The following is a 15,732-nucleotide window of genomic DNA, read 5'->3' as shown; positions in this document are numbered from 1 at the left end:
GGCGCCCGGAATGACGCAAGCTCCAGCTCCGACTGTATCGGACCCGGAGCTTGCGACCGCTGCGCCGCTCGTCGTTGCGCAGCAGATCACGTGATTGGCGGCGCGTTACGCCTTGCCAGCGTAGAGGCGGCACCAGCCGTTCTCGCTGATCGGGCTTTCGACCGTGATGCACGAGCTCGGCGGCCGGAACTGGCGACAGGTGCCGCAGCGCTTCGCGCCGTTCGGCGACTCCTGATAGCCGGCGTCCTTGTGCGAGGCCTTCTTGGTGACCTGGGCATTCGCCGCAGCCACGCCGGCGCCCAGCATCGCGGCTACGCCCGCGGCTCCGACGCCGGCCTTCAGCAGCTTGCGCCGCGACAGCGGCGGCTGGTCATTGCGTTTGTCGTTCATCGTCTGTCGTCCTCCCATTGTTGTTGACGTTGGTTGGTATCGGCCGGCGGCCACGTCTTTGCCGCCGGCTGCAAGCTCGCCGCGTTCGCATGCGAGCCGATCCTGTCGCAAGGCGGCGCCACATCGCGGCGCTACCGCTCACCATTTGGCGTTGAGCGAGACCTGGAAGTACTGCGCGTCGTAGTTCGGATTGGTGGCGCCCATGTCGATCATCCGCGCCAGCGTGGTGTCGACCAGGTACAGATAGGGCGACATCAGGTCCTGCTGCCAATTATCGACGCTGTTGCGCTCCCAGATGTAGCGCGCCTTGACGTAGACCTCCCCGGTCCAGCCCAGCTTCGCCACGATCGACGGGTCGATGGTGTGCTTCAGCGATGCATCGAGCCGCTGATAGTTGGTCGAAACCGTCGGGAACGGCCGATATACGCTGCCGCCGACATTCGCCAGCATCGCGTAGCCGTTATAAGGGCCGTAGTCCCAATCCTCGTGCGAGAACGAGATCGCATAACCGAGCTTGAAATCGAGCACGCCGGGAATCAGCTCCAGCGTGCTGGCGATCAGGATGGTCTGCACCTTCTCGAGCGTGTTGCTCCCGAACGCATTGATCGGCGTGGCGTTGGGCAGGCCGGTGGCGGAGTTGGTCAGGGTGCCGCTGCCGACCTGGAAGCGATCATAGGTTTCGTAGAGATATGATGCCTGGATCGAGGAGCCTGGCGTGAAACTGTAGGTGACGTCGATGCCGGCGTTCCAGGTGTTGCTCTTTTTCAGGCCGAAGAACAGCGGATCGTCTGGGTAGTCCTCAAACCGGAGGCCGGCGGTCGGCGAAATCACGAAGTCCCGAAACACGCTGCCGGCCGGGCCGGAGATGTCGAGGAAGGCGTTGGCCTTGGTCTGGTTGCGGTTCGCCATGTCGAACTTGCGCATCAGCAAGTTGGTGCCGTTGTTGGCAGTGGCGCTGTAATAGGTGTCGCGCGCCATCGCCAGGCCGTCGTAATTGTCGTAGCGGCGTTCGGAGTACTGGCCGCTGGTGCGCAGCGTCGCGATGTCGTGGACCTTGAAGTCCGCAGTCAGCTTGCCGATGAACTCGTTGGTGACGTTGGCGTCGCGGCGGGAGCGATCCCATTGCTCCCAGCCAAAGCTGCTGCCAAGCGTGACCCATTTGGCCGGTCGCCACTGTACTTCGCCGCTGGCATTCTGCTTGGTATAGGACATCGACAGCGACCGCCGCGGGATGCCGGCGGCGATGCCGGTGGCGGACGAATCCTCGACCACGTAATTCGGCATCAGCAGTTCCGGCGTCTGGTTGTCGTTGTCGTAGTAGCGATAGCGTGTGGTGGTGCGGAATTCCGGCGTCCACTGGGTGGTGGCCGTGGTGTTGTAGAGTGCCGTGTTGACCTCGCCGTTGAGGCTCGAGGCCGGCAGCAGGAAGGTTGTGATGTTGGGATTGACGGTGAACGGCAGGAAGGCTTCGTTCTGCCGCATCGTGGTATATTGGAACGTGCTGTTCCAGCGCGTCTTGAACGGCAGATCGATGCCGGTGGTGACCCCGGTGTTGTAGGCCTGATTGCTCGGCATCAGGCTGATCCGCGCCGCCGGCGAGAACACCCGCGGATTGGCGGGGTCGAAGAACGGATTCTGCACCGTGAACGAATTGAAGCTGTTGTCGTAGAGCGAGAAGCCGCCGCCGACCTGGACGTTGTAGTGACCGCCCCACGGCGTCGGACCGAAGTACTGGCCGCTGAGCTTGCCGATCTGGGTGGTGTCGTCGATCGGCCGCGGCGCCTGCATCTGCTGCAGCCCGGTGGCGGCGAGGCCGCCGATCGGAAAGCCCGCGATCTGCGTGCCTTCGCGGGTCTCGTGCGAGTAGCTGGCTTTGACGTCCCAGTTCGGATCAGGGGTCCAGCGATAGGCTGCGCTGCCTTTGCGGCGATCGATGCCGACGTCGATCAGATTGGTCTTGCCGGCCAGCGCATTGGTGACCGCGGCGCGCTGCGCGGCCGTGGTAGTAGTCGCGGGTGCCACGATCGACAGGCTGTTGCCGGGGATGGTGACCGGCGTGGTCAGCGTGGTGGTGCCGACGCCGTTCCAGATGCTCAGCGCGCTGGTGTTGTAGAGATGCGGGATCTCGTCCCAACCCAGGGTGAGGTAGTGCTCGCCGGCTTTCGAGAAGTCGAAGACGTAGCGTTGGTTGTTGTTGCCGATGTTGTCGGCGCGGAGCTCGTTCCAGTAGGTGCCGTCCTTGGTCTGCAGCGTCATCCGCAGATATTCGGCGTAGAGTCCCGGCGCGACCCGGCCGTACTCTTCGAACTTCGAACGGTTGTTGCGATCGCCGCCGCCGGCCGGATTGGTTGGCGATACCCAGGGCGTCGCCGATTTCGGCGGGCGCTGGATGAACGAGCGCCAGCCGGCTTCGAATTCGCCCGAATATGACCAGCCGCCATGGGCCGCGTCGAAATCGGGGATCGAGCGCGCCGGCTCCTCCTTGGCCGCCGTTTCGGCGGTCGCGCTCAACGGCATTGCGGTCACCACGGAGATTGCGGCGGACGTCAGCAGGAATTGCCTAAACGCCATTTCAAAGGCCCCCCTTCGCGCGAGTCGTTCCATCACCCTTGGCGGCTTGTTGGTGTGGCGAGCGACGGCGGCCGCAGCCGTCGCTGTCCCTGGCCCCGAGCTATCGGTGCCAGCGCGATCCGGACGGCGCGTTGGAGCCGTGGATGTTGTTGTGACAATTCTGGCAGGCGTTCCCGACTGCCCAGCGCGCCGACGTCGGCAGACCTGGCTGGTTGTGCGGGTTGGTATGGCACTGCTGGCACAGCCGCTGACGCGCGACGATCAGCAGCGACTCGTGGTTGGAGCCGTGCGGTTCGTGGCAGTTCAGGCAGTTCTCGCGGACCGGCGGATGTTCGAACAGGAACGGTCCGCGCTTGTCGGCGTGGCAGGTGTAGCAGGTGTCGTTGACGGTCGCCTCGCGCAACAGCTTCTCGGTCGCGCTGCCGTGCGGGTTGTGGCAATTGACGCAGGTGATTTTGGTTTCGCGGATCGGCATGTGCGAGCTGCGCTGCACCTGCGCTTTGCGATCCTTGTGGCACTGGAAGCAAGTATCCATCACCTGCACGGTCTTGAGCTGATTGCGCGGCGACACCTTGCGCATCACGGTGTGGCAGTTGACGCAGGCGAGGCCGCGGGTCTCGTGCTGCGATCCCTGCCAATAGGTCTGGTCACCCTTCTCGTGGCAGCTCAGGCAGACGCTGTTGGCCTCGGCGACATCGAAGCCGCGGCTGTCGGTCGGCCGGAACGAGCGGATGCCGCCCTTCTCGCGGCCGCCGCCGCCATTGACGTGCGCCGAGCCGGGGCCGTGGCAGGTCTCGCACTCCATCTTGCCCTGCGGCGTGACCTTGCCGGACTTGATGTTGCGGCCCATCACGGTCTGCTGAAACTCGTCGAACAGGCCGGCGTGGCAGGTCTCGCACGGCTTGGAGCCGACGAAGTAACGGCCATCGGGATCGCCCGGTGCGGGCGCCACCATTGGGGCACGCCCGGCGGCCGCAGCCTTCGGCTCGCGCGTCGCCACCATCAGGACCGGCCGGGAATCATCCGCCTTGGCGGCGAGGATCTCGATGAAGCCGAACTGCTTCGGCTGTTCGATCGTGTCGTCGAAGTTTTCCAGCGCGACCCAGGTGGTCACCGTGGCGGCATCCCGGACCGGCTCCGGCATCTCCGCCACGTAGTCAGGCTCGCGGGCGAGCCGCGCAGCGAGCGTATGGCGGGTCGCGTGAGAGCGCAGGATGCGCTTTTCGCTGAGTGTGGCGAAGCGCAGCGAAGCCGCAAACCGCAGGGTCTGCTCGAGCTGCGGGCCTCCGTCGATCTGGGGAAGCGCCAGTAAGGCCTCGCTCGAACCGTGCCCGGCAAACCGGGTGTCGAAGCGCGGACCGGCTGCAGAACCGCCGTGTGGTGAACCATGCGCAGAGGCGCGGTGGCCCGACATGCCCCCATGCCCGCCGCGATGTCCGTTACCGAGCGCGAGGCCGTGGGCTGGCACCGGCGTGAAGTTCGGTTCGGTCTTGCCGGCGCTCTGCAGGCCGCGCACGTAGTCGACCAGTGCATTGACCGACGGATCGACCGCGCCGATTTGGCCGTCATGCGGCAAGGCGGTGTGCTCGACCATCGCCGGCTCGGCGCCGGCTGGCCAGGTCCCCCAGGCCAGTGCAATCGATACGAACAGCGACGAGATCCAGCTCCGGCGGCCGCGCCGATTTTGGTCGCGCGCAGCCGCCGCCCCCCGAGAGCCCCCCATTGCGTCCCCCGCAAGTGCTCAAAGCACAATGATTTTTGTCAGCCACCATCGATCGCCGTCCACGTGTCGCGGGCGACGTCGAGCGAAGATCATTTCAGTTTGAAAAAGTCCGTTGGTGCAGGTTCAGCCTGCATCACGACGCTTGCCGGAGTTGTCCGGGAAGTAATTAGTCACAATCTGTCATCAAAATTCACATGCCGTACTAAAACGCGTATTTGATCGAGATCAATTACTCACATCTGTTAGCATATGCAGCGAGTGAGCTGGAGTGCGGTGGTTGAGTAGTCGTCGCTGTCGCGACTAACTCATGATTGTAACTAATCAAAATGCACTGTGCGCAATGCAGCGCTGGTGCGGAGCATGGTGCTCCGCGGTGGTCTAGGTTGTGGCGTTCTGTCGCAGGGATTGAGCGCTGCGCGGATATGAAGTGCTCTTCATCGACTAATCGCTGCGGCAACATATTACTTACTGTCGTGACCAGTCCCGAGTTTGGGGCAGTCAATTGATTATCATTAGCGAGAAAATGGTGATTTCGACCTGCCGCAAGGTGCTCAGTGGTGGAGCTGGGTGCTTCTCTGTAATCAGGTGCCGTGGAGGAAAGGAGCTTGGCCGCAAGTTCGTCGAACCGTTGCGCAATCGCGGGATCGGTAGATTGGTAAATGCTCGCGCGGTCTCGGCCTAATCGGACGAGCCGACCTCTAGCGGCCCGCCGGTGAGCGAGCTGCGTTGCGAAACCGGACGAGCAAGGCCTAACGGTCGGCGAAGATGCGGTAACGCTGGGGCTGCAGGCCGATCCGGTCGCCGACCTTGAGGGAGTGATCGCGCGGGGCGTCGATCTCGATCAGCGTATCGCCACCGAGGTCGCTCAGCACGATATCGGCGCGCTGCATCGGGCCGAACGCACGTACGGCTTTCACCGCACCTTCGAACACGCCGCTGCCGCTCGGGCCGACCGTCACGTCGTGGCGGCGGACGAACAGCTTGGACGGGCCCGCGGCGGTGTCCTGGGCGGTGAGATCGAGGTCGCGGTCGCCGAGCCGGACCCGCCCGTCACGCACCTCGACCGGCAGCACGATCGACTCCCCGATGAAGCCGTGCACGAAGGCTGATGCCGGGCGCTCATAAACATCACCTGGCGAGCCGATCTGTTCGATCCGGCCTTTGTCCATCACCACGACGCGGTTGGCGACTTCGAGCGCCTCTTCCTGGTCGTGGGTCACGAAGATCGAGGTGACGTGAATCTCCTCGTGCAGATTGCGCAGCCAGGCGCGCAGTTCTTTGCGCACCTTGGCATCGAGCGCGCCGAACGGCTCGTCGAGCAGCAGGATGCGGGGCTCGATCGCCAGAGCGCGGGCAAGCGCGATACGCTGGCGCTGACCGCCGGATAATTGGTTCGGATAGCGGTCGGCGAGCCAGCCGAGCTGCACCAGATCGAGCAGATCGCCGACCCGCTTCTTGATCTCCGCCTCGCTCTTGCGGATCTTGCGCGGCTGGACGCGCAGGCCGAACGCGACGTTCTCGAACACGTTCATGTGCCGGAACAGCGCGTAGTGCTGGAATACGAAGCCGACGTGGCGCTCGGCCGCGCCGTGGGCCAGCGCGTCTTCGCCGTCGATCGTCACCACACCGGAGTCCGGCCACTCGAGGCCGGCAATGATCCGGAGCAGCGTGGTCTTGCCGGAGCCGGAGGGACCGAGCAGCGCCATCAGCTCGCCGGTCTCGACCCGCAGGTCGACATTGTCGAGTGCGCGGAAGCTGCCGAATTCCTTGACGATGTTGCGGACTTCAATGGTCATCGGGATGCAGCCCCTCTTCGATGCGGCCTTCCAGCACGGTCTTGACGATCAGCGTCACCAGCGCGAGCAGCGCCAGCAGCGAGGCGATCGCGAATGCGGCCACCATCTGGTACTCGTTGTAGAGAATTTCGACCAGCAGCGGCATGGTGTTGGTCTCGCCGCGGATATGGCCGGAGACCACCGACACAGCGCCGAACTCGCCCATGGCGCGGGCGTTACACAGCAGCACGCCGTACAGCAGGCCCCATTTGATGTTCGGCAGGGTGACGCGCCAGAAGGTGGTCCAGCCGCTGGCGCCGAGCGAGATCGCGGCTTCTTCTTCCTGCTGGCCCTGCTCCTGCATCAGCGGGATCAGTTCGCGCGCCACGAACGGGAAGGTGACGAAGGTCGTCGCCAGCACGATCGCCGGCACCGCGAACAGGATCTGAACGCCATGCGCCATCAGCCATGGTCCGAACCAGCCTTGCGCGCCGAACAGCAGCACAAAGACGAGGCCGGAGATCACGGGCGAGACCGAGAACGGCAGATCGATCAGCGTGATCAGGAAAGTCTTGCCGGGAAAGTCGAACTTCGCGATCGCCCAAGCGGCGATGACACCGAACACCAGATTAAGACCGACCGAAATGCCGGCCGCAATCAGCGTCAGTTTGATCGCCGCCAGCGCCTCCTCGTCGGCCAGCGCCGACAGATAAAATGCGACGCCTTTCGCCAGGGCCTCGGAAAACACCAGGATCAGCGGCAGCACCACGAACACGGTGAGGAAGGTGAGGGCGAAGCCGATGATCAGCAGCCGCACCCAAGCCGGCTCGGTGTGGGCGGACCGGCGTCCGGCGGCGGCTGGCGCTGCGGCGTCTGCAGATGCGATCGCTGCACGCCTGACTTGACTGGTGGCAATCATCGTCATGGCGTCACGCCGTGGCCAGCGACCGGGACTGCGCCCAGTGCTGGATCCGGTTAAGAACGAAGATGATCAGGAACGAGAAGATCAGCATCACCACCGCGATCGCGGTAGCGTCGGCATAACGGAATTCCGACAGCCGGATCACGATCAGCAAGGGAGCGATCTCCGAAACGTTGGGCAGGTTGCCGGCGATGAAGATCACCGAGCCGTATTCGCCGACCGCGCGAGCGAAGGCGAGGGCGAAGCCCGTGAGCAACGCCGGCGTCAGTGAGGGAAGAATGACGCGCCAGATCGTCTGCCATCGCGAAGCGCCGAGGCATTCGGCCGCCTCTTCGAGTTCGGTGTCGAGATCAAGCAGCACCGGCTGCACGGTGCGCACGACGAACGGAATGCCGATGAAGATCATCGCCAGGAAAATGCCGAGCGGCGTGAACGCCACCTTGATGCCGAGCGCAGCCAGCGGCGCGCCGAGCCAGCCCTTCTGCGCGAACAGCGTGGTCAGCGCGATACCGGCCACCGCGGTCGGCAGGGCAAACGGAATGTCGACGATCGCGTCGAAAATCCGGCGGCCCGGGAAACGGTAGCGCACCAGCGCCCAGACGATCAGCAGCCCGGCGACCAGATTGACGCAGGCTGCGGCGAACGCCAGGCCGAACGAGATCTTCAGCGCGTGCAGGGTGCGCGGCGCTGTCACCGTCGACCAAAAGTCGGCGAAGCTTAGCTCGGCAGTTTTGACGAACAGCCCCGCCAACGGGATCAGGATCATCAGCGATAGCCAGGTGATCGTCAGTCCCATGGTGAGCCCAAACCCAGGCAGCGATCGCCGTTGCGCAACAGCAGTCATGGCGTCACCTGTGCGAAGCTTCCATGTAGATCGACATGCACCAACGCAACATCGGCGTCATTGCGAGGAGCGAAGCGACTAAGCAATCCAGCGTCGTGCACAGAGCTGGATTGCTTCGCGTTCGGCTCGCAATGGCGGGCGGAAGCACTGAAGATCGCGCACGCAGGCTCACACTCGCTGAAGCGACCCATCACCCCACCCCTCTCCCCGCGAGCGGGGAGAGGGAGCGCGCTGCCGTTGCCGTGAAGCATGTCACCCCCAATGAGCGGTCGCGCTGCGACGCTCGCGTCGCTCAGTTCTTGTAGATCTTATCGAACACACCGCCGTCGGCGAAGTGCTCGGTCTGCGCCTTGGTCCAGCCGCCGAACACATCGTCGATCGTGAACAGATCGACCTTGGCGAACGCGCCTTCGTGCTTCTTGGCAACCTCCGGATCGCGCGGACGGTAGAAGTTCCGTGCGGCGATTTCCTGACCGTCCTTGGAGTACAGGTACTTCAGATAGGCTTCGGCGGTCGCGCGGGTGCCCTTTTTGTCGACGACGGTATCGACGACCGCGACCGGCGGCTCGGCGAGGATCGACACCGACGGCGCCACGATCTCGAATTTATCGGCGCCGAATTCCTTCACGGCGAGATAGGCTTCGTTCTCCCAGGCCAGCAGTACGTCGCCGACGCCACGCTCGACGAAGGTGACGGTGGAGCCGCGCGCGCCGGTGTCGAGCACCGGAACCTGCTTGTAGAGCTTGGCGACGAAGTCACGCGCCGCCTCCGGCGAGCCGGCCTTCTTCAGCGCGTAGCCCCAGGCCGCCAGGTAGTTCCAGCGCGCACCGCCCGAGGTTTTCGGGTTCGGCGTGATCACGCTGACGCCGGACTTGAGCAAATCGTCCCAGTCCTTGATGCCCTTCGGATTGCCCTTGCGCACCAGGAACACGATGGTCGAGGTGTAGGGCGAGGAGTTTTGCGGCAGGCGCTTCTGCCAGTCCTTCGCCAGCAAACCCTTGTTGGCGATTGCATCGATGTCGTAGGCGAGCGCCAGCGTGACGACGTCCGCCTGCAGGCCGTCGATCACCGAGCGCGCCTGCGCGCCCGAGCCGCCATGCGACTGCTTGATCGTGACGTTGTTGCCGGATTCCTTTTGGTACGCGGCGGCGAACGATTTGTTGAAATCGGCATATAGCTCGCGCGTCGGATCGTACGACACGTTCAGCAGCGATACGTCGGCCGCGTTCGCGGCGGTCGCCACCAACAGGCCGGCGAAGATGGGAAGGAAACGGCGAAGCATCGATGATCTCCATTGTGCTTGACGACGTCGGTGTCGTCGGCGCGGAGGGGCGAAAGTCACGAACAAAGCGGGCCAAGTCAACGAAACGGCATTTCAATGTTCGCTTAGTTGCAACAGCAATGTCCTATGAAGTCTTGATCGTGTGAATGCCGCATTCCGTCTTGCCGCGTCCGCGCCAGCGACCGGCGCGCGGATCCTCACCGGCTTCAGCGCGGCTGGTACACGGCATGCAGCCGACGGAGAGAAACCCCGAGGCAAGTAGCGGATGCTGCGGCAGCTTGGCGGTGGCGTAGATCGCCGCGATGTCGGTTGGCGTGACATTGGCGAACGGATTGAACTTCAGCCGCTTGCCGTCGGCTTCGACGACCGGAATGTCGGCGCGCACGCCGCCCTGAAATCGCTTGCGGCCGTTGATCCAGCCGTCGAACGGCGCCAGCGCCCGCTTCAGCGGTTCGACTTTGCGGATCAGACAGCATTTGTCCGGATCGGAAAACCATAACTCGCGCGCCGCATCGTCGCGATCGAGATCGGCCTCGAGCGGCTTGATCGAGCGTACGTCGCGCAGGCCGAGTACGTCGGTGAGCGTATCGCGATAGGCGAGGGTTTCTTCGAACAGCCAGCCGGTGTCGAGAAACACCACAGGGATCGCCGGATCGACGTCCGCCAACACTTTCAACAGCGCGGCGGACTCGGTGCCGAATGACGACACCAGCGCCAGCTTATCGCGGCCGATTTCGCGGAGCGCTGCGGCGATGACTTCGGCCGGCGAGGCGGTCCGCAGCGCGGCATCGAGCGCCCGCGCGCGCGCCTCCACGCCCGTGGAGGCGGGAGTGGAGAGGGGGAGAGATTGCGCCAGCTCGGTCATCGGTCACCACGTCCTGAGGTCACAACGTCCTGATCATCACGGTCCATCACTCCGCCATTGTGCTCAGCATCTCGCCCGACCACGAAGGAGGATTGACTAGAAATATTTTCTATCTATGTATCTTACAAGCGCCATCGATAGAAAATTATTCTTTCTGCTGATGGCATTCGAAAGAGAAATTCCATCTCCGTTTTACGCGTTCCAGAGATGCCCGTTCTCCTGCTGCTTCGGACGGCGTTTCGAACCCGTAGCCACGACCGGCCCGGCGCTGATCCGGACCGCCAATTCGGGAGCTTGTCATGACGCTCGCTGCGCGAGAAACCGCCGCCCTGGTTTCGGTCCCTGAGCGGAGTTTAGTGCCTGAGCCGCCGCTTGCTGATCAGCTCCGTGCGATGGATCACCTCGACGCGCTGGAGGCGCAGAGCATCTACATCCTGCGCGAGGCGTTCGCGCGGCTGAAGAAGCTGGCGCTGCTGTGGTCGCTCGGCAAAGACTCCAACGTGATGATCTGGCTGGCACGGAAAGCGTTCTTCGGCCGCGTCCCGTTCCCGGCGCTCCACGTCGATACCGGCAAGAAATTTCCCGAGATGTACGCGTTCCGCGATACCTACGCGAAGCAATGGGATCTCGATCTGCGTGTCGATCCATGCCCACCGATCGACAGTGTCGATCCGACGCTGCCGCCGGCTGCACGCTCCGCTGCGCGCAAGACCGAAGGCCTCAAGCTCGCGCTCGCCAAATACGGCTTCGACGGACTGATCGCCGGCATCCGCCGCGACGAAGAAGCCACTCGCGCCAAGGAGCGGGTGTTCTCGCCGCGCGGCACCGAGGGCGGGTGGGATGTCCGTGACCAGCCGCCGGAATTCTGGGATCAGTTCAACGCCTCGCCGCCGCCCGGCGCGCATCTGCGCATCCACCCGATCCTGCATTGGACCGAGGCCGACATCTGGGCCTACACCAAGCGCGAAGGGATCCCGATCATCCCGCTGTATCTGTCGCAAAACGGCAAGCGCTACCGCTCGCTCGGCGATCAGGACATCACCTCCCCGGTGGAGTCTAACGCCGCCTCGATCGACGAGATCCTGCTCGAACTCGAGACCACCAAGGTGCCGGAGCGCGCCGGCCGTGCGCTCGACCACGAAACCGAGGATGCGTTCGAGCGGCTTCGTGTCGCCGGCTATCTGTGATCCGCACCCGTGAGTGACGCCATGACCATCGCCGTTCCGCCCGCCTCGCTCGCCGCCGACGCCGTTCGTCCGCTGGTGCGCATCGTCATCGTCGGCCACGTCGACCACGGCAAGTCGACGCTGGTCGGCCGCCTGCTGCACGAAACCGGTTCGCTGCCCGAAGGCAAGCTCGAGATGCTGAAGGCGGTCAGTGCCCGCCGCGGCATGCCGTTCGAGTGGTCGTTCCTGCTCGATGCGCTGCAGACCGAGCGCGACCAGGGCATCACCATCGACACCACTCAGATCCGTTTCCGCACGCCGTCGCGCGACGTGGTGCTGATCGACGCGCCCGGCCACGCCGAATTCCTGCGCAACATGATCACCGGCGCCTCGCAGGCCGATGGCGCGGTGCTGATCATCGACGCGCTCGAAGGCGTGCGCGATCAGACGCGGCGTCACGGTTATCTGCTACAACTGCTCGGCATCAAGCAGGTCGCCGTGGTGGTCAACAAGATGGACCGGGTCGAGTTCTCGGCCGCGCGGTTCGGTGACATCAGCAACGAGATCACCGCGCATCTGACCTCGCTCGGCGTCACGCCGACCGCCGTGATACCGATCTCGGCGCGCGAAGGTGACGGCGTGGCGGCGCGCACCGACAATATCGCCTGGTACGACGGCCCGACCGTGGTCGAGGCGATCGACAAGCTGACGCCGGCGCAGCCGCTCGATGCGCTGCCGCTGCGGCTCGCCGTGCAGGCGATCTACAAGTTCGACGATCGCCGCATCGTCGCCGGCCGTATCGAGTCCGGGCATCTGCGGGCGGGCGACGACATCGTCATCATGCCGGCCGGCAAGATTGCCAAGATCAAGACCGTCGAAGGTTGGCCGGTGACGCCGCTTGCCGGCGCGTTCGGCGCCGGCCGTTCGGTCGGCATTACGCTCGACCGTGAGCTGTTCGTCGAACGCGGCGACGTGATCGGTCATGCCGGCAATGCTCCGCGCGACACCCGCCGGCTGCGTGCGCGGATTTTCTGGCTGCACGATCAGCCGCTCACCGCCGGCGCCTCGGTGCTGGTGCGGCTCGGCACCCGCGAGACCCGCGCGAACGTCGTGGCGATCGAGAAGGCGGTCGATCCCGGCGATCTCGCCAGCGAGGCCGCATCCGAGATCAAACGCAATCATGTCGGCGAAATCGATCTGTCGCTGTCTCAGCCGGTCGCGGCCGATCCGGCCGATAGCAATCCGCGCACCGGGCGGCTGGTGATCGAAATCAACGGCCGGATCGCGGGCGGTGGTCTGGTGCTCAGCGTCGATAGCGGCCAGCGCGCCGCGACCGCCGATATCGTCCCGGTGGAGTCCGCGCTGCTGCCGGGCGAACGCGCCGCGCGCTATCGCCACAACGGCGCGGTGTTGTGGTTCACCGGGCTGCCGGGCTCCGGCAAGACCACGATCGCGCGGGCGCTCGAGCGTCGGCTGTTCGATCGCGGCGGCTCGCCGATCCTGCTCGACGGCGACACGCTGCGTGCCGGGCTCAACAGCGACCTCGGCTTCTCGCCGGCGGACCGGGCGGAGAATATCCGTCGCCTCGCCGAGCTCGCCGCCCATCTCGCCGCCAATGGCCACGTGGCGATCGTTGCGGCAGTATCGCCGGCGCTCGCCGACCGCGCCGCGGCACGGCGCATCGCCGGTGATCGCTTCCGCGAGATCTATGTCGCGACCTCGGCTGACGTCTGCGAACAGCGCGATCCGAAGGGGCACTACGCCAAGGCACGTGCCGGCGGATTGCCGAACTTCACCGGCATCGGCAACGACTATCAGCCGCCGACCGCCAGCGAACTGGTGCTCGACACCGCGGGCCTGTCGGTCAGCGAAGCCGTGGGGCAGGTCGAGACCATGCTGGCGCAGACCGACGTGCTGATCGAAGATCTCGCCGATCTCGCGGCGCATATCTGATGCGGGCTACGGCACCGCGACGAGCCGGTCGAGCGGAGCGGTGAGACGCCACCGCAGGCCGGATTCGGGGTAGCTGATCTCGACCTCGGCGCCAAGCGCGGCGCGGGGGTTGCGGTCGATCATCACAGTGCCGAAGCCTGCACGGTTCGGCTCGCCGACCGGCGGGCCGCCTTGCTCATGCCAAATCAGGTCGAGCTTGCGGCCTTCGGCCGTATCACGGATGTCGCAAGCAATCCGCACGCTGCCGTCCGCATTCGAGAGCGCGCCATACTTGGTCGCATTGGTGGTCAGCTCGTGGATCGCCAGCCCGATCGTTTCGGAGGCGACCGGCGACAGCAGCAACTCGCGCTCGCCCTCGATCGACACCCGGGTGTTGATCAGGTCGTTCACCGCGGCGAGCTGCGATTCGATCAGTTCAGCGATCGGCGTTCCCGACCAGTTGCGCTTGATTAGGAGGTCCTGGTTGCGGCTGAGTGCCTGCAGCCGCGCGCCGAGGCTTTCGGCGAAGCTCCGGTCCGCAGTGCGCATCACCATCGCCTGCACCACTGCGAGCATGTTCTTGGCACGGTGATTGATCTCGCCCATCAGCATCTGGATCTGCTGTTCGTGCTGGCGCTGTACCGTGATGTCGGTGTTGGTGCCGAACCAGCGCCACACCTGGCCGGTGTGGTCGCGCAGCGGCATCGCCCGCGACAGGAACCAGCGATACTCACCGTCTTTGCCGCGCAGCGGGAACGTGTCCTCCCACTCTTCACCGGTGTCCCAGCTATGCTGCAGCCGGCTGCTGACACGTTCGATGTGATCGGGATGATGCACAGTAGTCCAACCGTCGCCCTGCATCTGCTCGAGCGTGGTGCCGGTGTAGTCGAACCAGCGGTCGTTGTACCAGAACACGGTGCCGTCGCTGCCGGCGATCCAGGCGAGCTGCGGAATCGAATTGGCAAGGGTGCGGAACTGATGCTCGCTGGCGATCAGCCGATGGCGGATCTCCATGGTCTCGGTGATGTCGTGGGCGATCTTCGAGGCGCCGACGATGCGGCCATCAGTGTCGCGTAGCGGCGACACCGTCACCGCGACATGGATTCGTTGGCCGCTTTTGTGCAGCCGTTCGGTCTCGAACTTCGGCACCATCTCGCCGGCACGTATCCGCCGCAGGATATCGTCTTCTTCGTGCTGACGATCCGCCGGGATCAGGACGCGGATCGATCGCCCGATCATTTCGGCGGCGGTCCAGCCGAAGATGCGCTCGGCCGCCGGGTTCCAGCTCTGCACGGTTCCATCGACGTCCTTGGAGACGATGGCATCGAACGAATGCTGGACGATCGCCGCGAAGTGGTGGTCACGATGCGCGATCGAAAGAGGCCGGGATTGTCGGTTCATTCTGGCGCAGAGTTCCATTGGACGGGGATGTCCACGGCCGGATTCGGCGGCCAGACCCCGCGCGCAATGAACACCAGTTAGCGGTCGCCCGCCACCTCATTTGTAATTCGCCTCGCGTTGCTATGGCACCGAGGAAAGCCTGTCGCAGATCTCCCGCCGGAGCCTAAACAATGAAGGCCGATCAAGAGGCGGAGCCGCTGGAAAACGTCGAGGACGCAACCAGCAAAGAAAAGAGCCCTGCTGGCGGGGGCCTGAAAAAACTTGCCCTGGCGGTATGCAAGAGCAGGGACCAGCCGGGGGATACGCAGCATTTGTGGGCGGTGCCTTCTGAAGATTCAGTTCCGGATCAATCTGATGCGGTATTTTTACGTCGGACCTGCGCGCAGGAAGGTGCCATCGGCGCAGCTGCTTATGTCTGGGACGAAATTTGAGATTTGTCCGCCAGGGTGCCGCGTATTACGAAATTAAGGAAGTATTTAGATTTTCCCCCTATTGTGGGGCCATGTCCTCGAAGCAAATCATTTCAGTCAGACTTTCTGTAGATACCCTCGCCCGTCTCGACGAGGCATGTCGGCTGCTCAAGGTGAACCGCTCTGATGCGATAGACAGAGCAATCCGCCTGCTACCAGACGTAATGGCAGGTTCTTCTGAACTTCAGTACCACCCCGAGAATCGAAAGCCCGGTCCAGGGCCGAGCAGCAGCGAGCCTCGTAAAGGCTCAACAACGGGAGGCGCCGGTGGGAGTTGAAAATACTGGACGCCAGCGCGAAAAGCTGACTTTGCGGATCTTCGGGTTGCTTGCACTAGAAGCCGAGGGGCCGCGCACAGTAAAGACCATTGTAGCTGCAGCAGGTTGTCTGA

The 15,732-nt window shown here is 64.2% G+C and carries 13 protein-coding genes; 4 read left to right on the top strand and 9 right to left on the bottom strand.

Translation table 11 applies throughout. From position 1 onward, the window contains the following. Positions 1 to 105: 105 nt before the first annotated feature. The 8 genes from DY467_RS02865 to DY467_RS02830 all read right to left on the bottom strand — a co-directional run bounded on the left by DY467_RS02865 (position 106) and on the right by DY467_RS02830 (position 10,372). A complete protein-coding gene (locus DY467_RS02865; protein ID WP_107342930.1) occupies positions 106 to 390 on the bottom strand; it encodes a high potential iron sulfur protein in 285 nt (94 codons plus the stop codon). A 138-nt stretch (positions 391 to 528) separates the two neighbouring features. Beyond that, positions 529 to 2,961: an MtrB/PioB family decaheme-associated outer membrane protein gene (locus DY467_RS02860; protein WP_164633951.1), complete on the bottom strand. Its 2,433-nt coding sequence runs from the start codon at positions 2,959 to 2,961 to the stop codon at positions 529 to 531. Positions 2,962 to 3,061: 100 nt separating this feature from the next. Further along, positions 3,062 to 4,555, bottom strand: coding sequence for a DmsE family decaheme c-type cytochrome (locus tag DY467_RS02855; protein ID WP_246701440.1), 1,494 nt, complete (start codon positions 4,553 to 4,555; stop codon positions 3,062 to 3,064). Between the two features lie 878 nt (positions 4,556 to 5,433). Beyond that, on the bottom strand, positions 5,434 to 6,480 hold the full coding sequence (locus tag DY467_RS02850; RefSeq protein ID WP_164633949.1) for a sulfate/molybdate ABC transporter ATP-binding protein: 1,047 nt from the start codon (positions 6,478 to 6,480) through the stop codon (positions 5,434 to 5,436). After that, a complete protein-coding gene (gene cysW, locus DY467_RS02845) occupies positions 6,470 to 7,384 on the bottom strand; it encodes a sulfate ABC transporter permease subunit CysW (protein WP_164633948.1) in 915 nt (304 codons plus the stop codon). The genes DY467_RS02850 and cysW overlap by 11 nt, the downstream gene beginning before the upstream one ends. A gap of 4 nt (positions 7,385 to 7,388) precedes the next feature. Then, a complete protein-coding gene (gene cysT / locus DY467_RS02840; protein WP_107342935.1) occupies positions 7,389 to 8,225 on the bottom strand; it encodes a sulfate ABC transporter permease subunit CysT in 837 nt (278 codons plus the stop codon). A gap of 292 nt (positions 8,226 to 8,517) precedes the next feature. Further along, on the bottom strand, positions 8,518 to 9,507 hold the full coding sequence (locus DY467_RS02835) for a sulfate ABC transporter substrate-binding protein (RefSeq protein WP_107342937.1): 990 nt from the start codon (positions 9,505 to 9,507) through the stop codon (positions 8,518 to 8,520). Between the two features lie 124 nt (positions 9,508 to 9,631). After that, positions 9,632 to 10,372 (bottom strand): phosphoadenylyl-sulfate reductase, encoded by a 741-nt coding sequence (locus tag DY467_RS02830; protein ID WP_164633947.1) that lies wholly within the window; start codon positions 10,370 to 10,372, stop codon positions 9,632 to 9,634. A 299-nt stretch (positions 10,373 to 10,671) separates the two neighbouring features. Between DY467_RS02830 and cysD the strand changes: the two genes are divergently transcribed. Both cysD and cysC read left to right on the top strand, forming a co-directional pair. Continuing rightward, a complete protein-coding gene (gene cysD / locus DY467_RS02825) occupies positions 10,672 to 11,559 on the top strand; it encodes a sulfate adenylyltransferase subunit CysD (protein ID WP_164633946.1) in 888 nt (295 codons plus the stop codon). 21 nt (positions 11,560 to 11,580) lie between these two features. Then, positions 11,581 to 13,491 (top strand): adenylyl-sulfate kinase, encoded by a 1,911-nt coding sequence (gene cysC, locus DY467_RS02820; RefSeq protein ID WP_164633945.1) that lies wholly within the window; start codon positions 11,581 to 11,583, stop codon positions 13,489 to 13,491. Between the two features lie 6 nt (positions 13,492 to 13,497). On the opposite strand, the gene DY467_RS02815 is transcribed toward cysC, so the two are convergent. Further along, positions 13,498 to 14,871, bottom strand: a complete 1,374-nt coding sequence (locus DY467_RS02815; RefSeq protein ID WP_164633944.1) for a PAS domain-containing HWE histidine kinase family protein — start codon at positions 14,869 to 14,871, stop codon at positions 13,498 to 13,500. Positions 14,872 to 15,041: 170 nt separating this feature from the next. Here DY467_RS02815 and DY467_RS02810 point away from each other — a divergent pair, with 170 nt between their 5' ends. Both DY467_RS02810 and DY467_RS26840 read left to right on the top strand, forming a co-directional pair. Further along, a complete protein-coding gene (locus DY467_RS02810) occupies positions 15,042 to 15,302 on the top strand; it encodes a hypothetical protein (RefSeq protein WP_164633943.1) in 261 nt (86 codons plus the stop codon). Positions 15,303 to 15,373: 71 nt separating this feature from the next. Next, on the top strand, positions 15,374 to 15,619 hold the full coding sequence (locus tag DY467_RS26840) for a ribbon-helix-helix domain-containing protein (protein ID WP_205501976.1): 246 nt from the start codon (positions 15,374 to 15,376) through the stop codon (positions 15,617 to 15,619). The last annotated feature ends 113 nt before the right edge of the window (positions 15,620 to 15,732 follow it).

Origin of the sequence: Rhodopseudomonas sp. BR0G17, assembly GCF_010907025.1 — a bacterium.
Lineage (GTDB): Bacteria > Pseudomonadota > Alphaproteobacteria > Rhizobiales > Xanthobacteraceae > Rhodopseudomonas > Rhodopseudomonas palustris_H.
This window is presented reverse-complemented; position numbering and strand designations above follow the sequence as displayed.

What these genes read in the sequence shown, in the direction of transcription:
- DY467_RS02855 (WP_246701440.1), bottom strand. Translation starts at nt 4,555, where the DNA reads ATGGTCGAGCACACCGCCTTGCCGCATGACGGCCAAATCGGCGCGGTC.
- DY467_RS02810 (WP_164633943.1), top strand. Translation starts at nt 15,042, where the DNA reads ATGAAGGCCGATCAAGAGGCGGAGCCGCTGGAAAACGTCGAGGACGCA.
- DY467_RS02830 (WP_164633947.1), bottom strand. Translation starts at nt 10,372, where the DNA reads ATGACCGAGCTGGCGCAATCTCTCCCCCTCTCCACTCCCGCCTCCACG.
- DY467_RS02850 (WP_164633949.1), bottom strand. Translation starts at nt 6,480, where the DNA reads ATGACCATTGAAGTCCGCAACATCGTCAAGGAATTCGGCAGCTTCCGC.
- DY467_RS02815 (WP_164633944.1), bottom strand. Translation starts at nt 14,871, where the DNA reads ATGAACCGACAATCCCGGCCTCTTTCGATCGCGCATCGTGACCACCAC.
- DY467_RS02865 (WP_107342930.1), bottom strand. Translation starts at nt 390, where the DNA reads ATGAACGACAAACGCAATGACCAGCCGCCGCTGTCGCGGCGCAAGCTG.
- DY467_RS26840 (WP_205501976.1), top strand. Translation starts at nt 15,374, where the DNA reads ATGTCCTCGAAGCAAATCATTTCAGTCAGACTTTCTGTAGATACCCTC.
- DY467_RS02860 (WP_164633951.1), bottom strand. Translation starts at nt 2,961, where the DNA reads ATGGCGTTTAGGCAATTCCTGCTGACGTCCGCCGCAATCTCCGTGGTG.
- cysW (WP_164633948.1), bottom strand. Translation starts at nt 7,384, where the DNA reads ATGACGATGATTGCCACCAGTCAAGTCAGGCGTGCAGCGATCGCATCT.
- DY467_RS02835 (WP_107342937.1), bottom strand. Translation starts at nt 9,507, where the DNA reads ATGCTTCGCCGTTTCCTTCCCATCTTCGCCGGCCTGTTGGTGGCGACC.
- cysD (WP_164633946.1), top strand. Translation starts at nt 10,672, where the DNA reads ATGACGCTCGCTGCGCGAGAAACCGCCGCCCTGGTTTCGGTCCCTGAG.
- cysC (WP_164633945.1), top strand. Translation starts at nt 11,581, where the DNA reads ATGACCATCGCCGTTCCGCCCGCCTCGCTCGCCGCCGACGCCGTTCGT.
- cysT (WP_107342935.1), bottom strand. Translation starts at nt 8,225, where the DNA reads ATGACTGCTGTTGCGCAACGGCGATCGCTGCCTGGGTTTGGGCTCACC.